Source organism: Advenella sp. S44 (assembly GCF_002810445.1).
GTDB lineage: Bacteria > Pseudomonadota > Gammaproteobacteria > Burkholderiales > Burkholderiaceae_B > Advenella.
Genome location: NZ_NEXS01000010.1, coordinates 284,325 through 290,571 on the forward strand (window position 1 = coordinate 284,325; position 6,247 = coordinate 290,571).

The following is a 6,247-nucleotide window of genomic DNA, read 5'->3' on the forward strand; positions in this document are numbered from 1 at the left end:
TCCTCAGACGGCAACAGAATAATTCTGAGTTCAAAGTGTAAATACCCCATCTTTAATACACCACACACATAGAATTTATAATGTTAATTTATAGTCAATGGGTGTCATGTCATTGAGTGAATCGTGCGGTCTTTCGGTGTTGTAAATCGTTGTCCAGTGTTCCGTGATGTGTTGAACTTGCTTCAACGACGTAAAAAGATATAAATCTAATACCTCTTGGCGGTACGTACGATTGAAGCGCTCAATATAGGCGTTTTGATAGGGGCAACCGGGCTGCGTATAATCAATATAAACGCCATGTTGATGTGCCCACTGAACGAACTCCGCGGAGGTGAACTCGGGGCCATTATCGACACGAACTCTACGTGGGTAGCCGTGCCAAGAGGCCAGCCCATCTAGGTAACGGGTGACACGAGCAGACGGCAAGCCCGTGCCAATATCGATTCCTAGCAACTCGCGATTGCAATCGTCAATCACATTAAATGTACGAAATCGCACGTTATTTTCTAAGCGGTCCGACATAAAATCCATCGACCAACACTGACCCGTACTTTTAGGTACGACGAGTGGTTCGGGTTGGCGAGCAGGCACGCGTTGCTTGCGCTTTGTCTTTATGTTGAGTCGCAATGCATTATAAACACGCTGTACACGCTTATGATTCCAGCGGTAACCTAAAGCGCGTATGCGCTTAAAACACTTGGGGAACCCCCAACGTTGATGTCTTTCAACCAGCGTGTTTAGCACTGTAATTACCTCGCTATCATCACAACGTTTAGGCTGATAGTAAAACGCGGTGCGACTCATCCCCGTAATCATGCAGCTTAAAACAACGCTGATGTCATGCTGTGCCTGTAGCGCTTTTGCCCAGTCTTTACGCGTCGCAACAGGCACTACAGCTTTTTTATGATTTCTTCCTGCAACTGAGACTTCAAACTTAAATCAGCATACATCTGCTTTAAGCGACGATTCTCCTCCTCGAGCTCTTTGAGTCGTTTTACGTCGGAGAGCTCCATGCCGCCATATTTGGCTCGCCATTTATAAAATGTGGAGTTACCTACATGATGCTTGCGGCACAGCTCTTTAATCGGTATCCCAGCTTCCGCTTCTTTCAACATCGCCACAATTTGGCTTTCTGTCATCCGTTTGCTCATCGTAAAAATCCTTTTTTCTTAGTGTAAGAAAAATTCTACGCTTCAGCTGTATTATTTTAGGGGATAGTTACAATTTACTTCTGAGTACAAAAGCAGAATTTTGGAATCTTTAGGACTTCCCCGTTTTTTATCCACGGACAATCATGAAATACTGTTTTTTTATACCAAAGGCGGGGCAAGAGAGAAAATAATTGTGCAATTTATGAATGACAAATTTTTGAAGATGATTCAGGTCAACGCCTCGATTCGAGATGAAATTTGCTGTTCTCTAGAAGCTACAGGCATCTACGTATTTGCAGATAAATCCAATGCAAGCAAAAGCAAGCTACTGGCTCGCCATTTCCCTGTGAATTTGGGTGAGCAAGAAGATATCGCCACCGGCGCTATTGCTTCAACGGTGGCTAAGCATATATGGCGAGACGGAAAATCTCGATCCATCGATATTTTTCAAGGAGGAAAATACTCCAACAGCGCCCGTATCATAGTATCAAAAAATGCACTTTCGGACAGTTGGCACGTGATTGGTGAATGCTTTGCGACCGAGTGTATGAAGATTCAAGATTTTCATTTTTCTCAAAGTTGAATTTACGAGATATGTCAGTTTTTATTTTTAATCGATCAACAAAGTTCGATTACTATAATTGGCTTTCCGACAGTTCTCCTGTTATTTATGCTGCCTCGGAAAAGCCGTTGAATACTCCCGGAAAATACAAGCTAGTTCGCCGGTTTGATAGCCTTAATACAGGGTTAGCTGACAAATTAGTATTAGAAATTTCTAAAAAAACCAAACTGAACCGTATAGTGTCTCAATCAGAATATGATGTTATACGTGCGGCCACCCTAAGAGAATATTTGGATATCGAAGGACAATCGTTAGAAAGCGCACACGCTTATAGAAATAAAGTAGTCATGAAAGACTACTTAAACAGAGCCGGAATCAAAACGGCAGCATATCGAAAACTTGATAGCAGTGTTGACTTGATTAAATTTGTTCACAACCACGGTTACCCTGTGGTCGTAAAACCCATTGACTTGGCAGGCTCACGTGGCGTGGAGCTTTTACGCTCCGAACAAGACTTAAATAGATATTTATCTGTTCCAGTACTTCGACCATATATGGTTGAGCGTTTTGTCAACGGAAAAATGTACCATGTAAATGGAATTTTTTATCAAAATCAATATCATTTTATTGCCGCATACAAGTACATCAACACATCTTTAGATTACCAAAGTCATGGTTGTTACGGAAGTATGACTATGGATCCAGAGACCATCTTATCGAAAAACCTAATCAGTTTTTGCAAAAGGGTGATAGCAGCTCTCCCACAAACAGACCCGTTAGCTTTCCATGCAGAGATATTTTATACAGACAATGGAGAATTTTTACTTAACGAGATTGCGAGCAGAACCGCTGGATCACTAATAGTGGAGCTAATGGAAAAGGATTACGGATTTAATCTTAGTCGCTCATGGGTACGATCCCAATGCGGACTAGATCCTGAAATACAGCCGGATTCACAACCTATTAGCTACTCTGCTTCGTTAATGTTTCCGACGAGAAATGCAGTGCTACGCAATCTCCCGTTTTTTGTTCCATTTTCATGGTGCTCAAACTTATATGTCAATGGTAAACAAGGCGTGCAAAATGCGAAGGCAGCGACATATACGGACGATGTGTTAAGCATAATAATTAGTGGGCAAAGTGAGAAGGAAGTCATGTCCAGAGTAAACGAAGCGAGCGAATGGTTAGATGCAGAAATTTTGTGGGTCAAAGTCAACACTGCATAACTTTTCTGTGAAAATCAAGCCTTCCGCAATATCGACCCTTACTTTTTCAAATCCTCTCACAGTCAACTCTCGATAAAACCCTTCGCAATGCAAGACAAGTTATTAAATGCTCGGATTTTCCCAGCACTGGTTATTGGATTTCTTGTGTACTTTTGCTTCAATGCCAGTCGAGTGACAACGGGAATTTATATTGCGTTCAATCAACACTCTCCGGTTCAATTAGGGCTTGCAATGGCGCTTTACTCTGTTGCCCCCGTTTTTTTAGCTGTACGAATAGGTGAAATGGCCTCTCGCTTAGGGCCTGGCTCACTATTAGTAAAAGGAGTGGCCTTATTTCTGATCGGACTAGGCGTCCAAGCATTTGTCGAATCAATCGTATTTGTTTTTTTGGGAGCACTCATTACCGGCGTTGCATTCACAACATTGCAAATAGTATTGCAGTTGCATATTGGGGAAAGCTCAGTTCCTCAGCTCCGTGTCCGAAATTTCGGATACTTTTCTATGGCTCAGTCCGCGGCAAATTCAATTGCCGCGATAATGGCAGGATTTATTTCCGGTCAATTTGGATTGCATGTACCTTTTTGGGTAAATGCCGGTATCGCGATCATATGTGCGATGCTTGTATATAAGAATCGTATCTATTTTGGATTTACGCCAACTACCGAATCCACGAATATTTATCGAACAGAGCCGCTCACTCAACTAATAACCAGACGGGACGTGCTAATTACATTAATCGCAGGTGCATTACTCGCTATGGCATGGGATCTGCATTCATTTATTGTCCCATTTGTGAGTGATGCGGCGGGTTTGAATCCACAGAGAGTGGGGATCGTTTTCGGTATATTTTCCGCTTCTACCTTTGTCGTCAGAATCGCGCTTCCTGGCATTTCTAAATTTGCCTCAAATTCGTCGATCGTTAAGGCCTCACTGGCCTCCGTAGGATTTTGCTTCCTGCTTTACCCATGGTGGATGAATTATGTCAGCCTGTCGATTTTCGCTGCAATTTTAGGGCTAGCTCTAGGAACGGCTCAACCAAGCCTACTCGCGCTAATACATGACATCGTTCCTGAGAAAGACCTAGGTAGAATAATCGGTTTTCGTACTGTTCTATTAAACGTCGGCGCTACCGTCTGGCCGATTTTGTTCGGCATAAGCGGGGCTACTGCATTGACCGTGTTACTAGTCATAGCGGGCACCTTGATCTTTATGTTCGGACTATGTTTTCCAACTCTCAACGGGAAAGGGCCGAATACATATTGATTTAAATATTCAAATGCTGGACCAAGAGCCCTATCCTTTGAAACTAAGTGCATCCGCTTGTACTGTTTAAAGAATCACCTGAGGTGCATTTACCGTCAAGATTTGAGGTAGTTAAACTTTCAAGCTGAATTGCTTTAACAGTCAATAGAGGATCCAATACGATAAACGCGGCGCAGGCTTGTGTACTGGAGAAGCCACCATACATACCATTCACTCCCCCGCCCCACCCTTCTTCCGCCGATTCGCAATAAACCGCGCTTTCTTCTCCTTATTCCCGCAAGTACCCATATCGCACCATCTGCGAGTACGACTCTGGCTGGTATCAAAGAACGCGGCCTGGCAACTGCGTGATGCACACAAGGCCAGTTTTCCGTCTCGCTCGCCTGCCAGAATGCTGATCGCATCGGCGGCGATCACGCCCAAGGCATCTTCCATGCTTGAGGTCGAGCCAAGCTTCCATTGTCGCTTGCCTTCGGGCGTCAGGAACGCGGCGGCCCTGCCCTGGGCACTGCAGTCGTTAATGACCCGAACGGCAGATGCAGGCGGCGCTTCTCCAATAGCGGCAGCTGTCGCGGCAGCGTGAATGGCCTCCCTTAATTCTCGGGCGCGGTTGAACTGGGCTGTGGTACACGTTTTTACCGCCAGGCCATAGACGGCCAGCCAGTCAACAAGCCGCTGCGGCGTAGGAATACGCTCAATAGGATTGCCGCAACGCTCGGAAAGCGTCCCCGTGAAGCTGGTTGCCAGAACACTACCGAGGCGAAAATCAGGATATTCAGTACGCATGGAACCACCTTAGCTGGTTGACGTTAATATTTAGAACATGTTACAACCATCTTAGCCGGTTCGCAATAGTTCGTAGCCGGATTCACGATATAGCAAGGAGATCTTATGCCTAGTCTGACCAGCGAAGTACACGCATTTGAAGCCCATGCAAGCGATGCCGATCTGGACGACCTGCGTGCCCGATTAGCCGCCGCGCGGCTGCCCGAGCCCGAGACGGTCTATCGCCCCGCGCCCGACCCGCGCCGATGGGACCAGGGCGTGCCACTAGCTGACCTGATCGATGTCGTGAACTACTGGCGCACCGGCTATGATTGGCGAGCGTTCGAAGCGCGCGTCAACCAAATCGGCCAATTCCGCACGGTCATTGATGGCCTGGGAATCCACTTCCTGCACCGCCGCTCCCGGCGTGCCGACGCCACGCCCCTGATCATGACACACGGCTGGCCAGGCAGTATTGCCGAGTTTGTCGATATCATCGACGAGCTGGCAGACCCCAAAGACGCAAACACGCCGGCGTTCCATGTCGTGGCCCCGTCGCTGCCCGGATTCGGCTACAGTGACAAGCCGACCACCACCGGCTGGGGAACCGAAAAAATCGCAGCCACCTGGGTGGAACTCATGGAAAGACTGGGCTACAACAAGTTTGTCGCGCATGGCGGCGACTGGGGCGGCGTGATCACCACCATCCTGGCCGGCCGGTTCCCGGACCACGTTCTTGGCATCCACTCTACGCTCGCGCAAGCGCCGCCGGGGTTGACAACAGACGGGCTGACTGCGGACGAGCTTAAATGGACCGAGCAAACCCGCGACTTCTGGCGCTACCGCGCCGCCTACGCCAAGCAGCAGGCCACCCGCCCCCAGACCACTGGCTACGCGCTAGTCGATTCCCCGGTCGGGCTGCTGGCCTGGATCCTGGACAAGTTTTATGAGTGGACAGATAGTGAAGACAGCCCGTTCGAGCGCATTTCCCGGGACCGCATTCTAGATAATGTCACCCTGTATTGGCTGACACGCAGCGGCGCATCGGCCGCCCGCATTTATTATGAGAGCCATGACTCGCTGGATCCGGAGCTTCGGGTGGATGTGCCGGCGGCGATCAGCGTCTATCCCAAGGATATTGAGAAGTGTCCACGGCTCTGGGCGCAGGAGCGGTATCGGAAGATTGTGCGGTGGCGGGAACCTGAGGCTGGAGGGCATTTTCCGTCGTTGGAGGTGCCGGGGGAGTTTGTTAGAGATTTGAGGGAGGGGTTGGGGGTGGT

At 47.9% G+C, this 6,247-nt stretch carries 6 protein-coding genes; 4 read left to right on the top strand and 2 right to left on the bottom strand.

Annotation, left to right across the window (positions count from 1 at the left end):
* Positions 1–75 precede the first annotated feature (75 nt).
* A protein-coding gene (locus CAP48_RS17750) for an IS3 family transposase (protein ID WP_369806312.1) occupies positions 76–1,151 on the bottom strand; the annotation gives its coding sequence in 2 pieces (ribosomal slippage) (positions 76–896 and positions 896–1,151; 1,077 coding nt in all).
* 100 nt (positions 1,152–1,251) lie between these two features.
* Here CAP48_RS17750 and CAP48_RS17755 point away from each other — a divergent pair.
* The 3 genes from CAP48_RS17755 to CAP48_RS17765 all read left to right on the top strand — a co-directional run bounded on the left by CAP48_RS17755 (position 1,252) and on the right by CAP48_RS17765 (position 4,202).
* Positions 1,252–1,734: a PhzF family phenazine biosynthesis protein gene (locus tag CAP48_RS17755; protein ID WP_161495299.1), complete on the top strand. Its 483-nt coding sequence runs from the start codon at positions 1,252–1,254 to the stop codon at positions 1,732–1,734.
* A gap of 11 nt (positions 1,735–1,745) precedes the next feature.
* Entirely contained in the window at positions 1,746–2,939 is a 1,194-nt protein-coding gene (locus tag CAP48_RS17760; RefSeq protein ID WP_100699187.1) for an acetyl-CoA carboxylase biotin carboxylase subunit family protein, read from the top strand.
* An 87-nt stretch (positions 2,940–3,026) separates the two neighbouring features.
* Complete coding sequence (locus CAP48_RS17765; RefSeq protein WP_100699189.1) at positions 3,027–4,202, top strand: MFS transporter; 1,176 nt, start codon at positions 3,027–3,029, stop codon at positions 4,200–4,202.
* A 210-nt stretch (positions 4,203–4,412) separates the two neighbouring features.
* Here the strand turns inward: CAP48_RS17765 and CAP48_RS17770 are convergent, their stop codons facing one another.
* Positions 4,413–4,988: an ABATE domain-containing protein gene (locus CAP48_RS17770; protein ID WP_100699191.1), complete on the bottom strand. Its 576-nt coding sequence runs from the start codon at positions 4,986–4,988 to the stop codon at positions 4,413–4,415.
* 105 nt (positions 4,989–5,093) lie between these two features.
* Between CAP48_RS17770 and CAP48_RS17775 the strand changes: the two genes are divergently transcribed.
* On the top strand, positions 5,094–6,247 hold a 1,154-nt coding region (locus tag CAP48_RS17775), incomplete at its 3' end, for an epoxide hydrolase family protein (protein ID WP_100699193.1).

Bases quoted from the DNA above. Each gene is read 5' to 3' on its own strand.
- CAP48_RS17760 (WP_100699187.1), top strand. From the start codon at position 1,746: ATGTCAGTTTTTATTTTTAATCGATCAACAAAGTTCGATTACTATAAT.
- CAP48_RS17765 (WP_100699189.1), top strand. From the start codon at position 3,027: ATGCAAGACAAGTTATTAAATGCTCGGATTTTCCCAGCACTGGTTATT.
- CAP48_RS17770 (WP_100699191.1), bottom strand. From the start codon at position 4,988: ATGCGTACTGAATATCCTGATTTTCGCCTCGGTAGTGTTCTGGCAACC.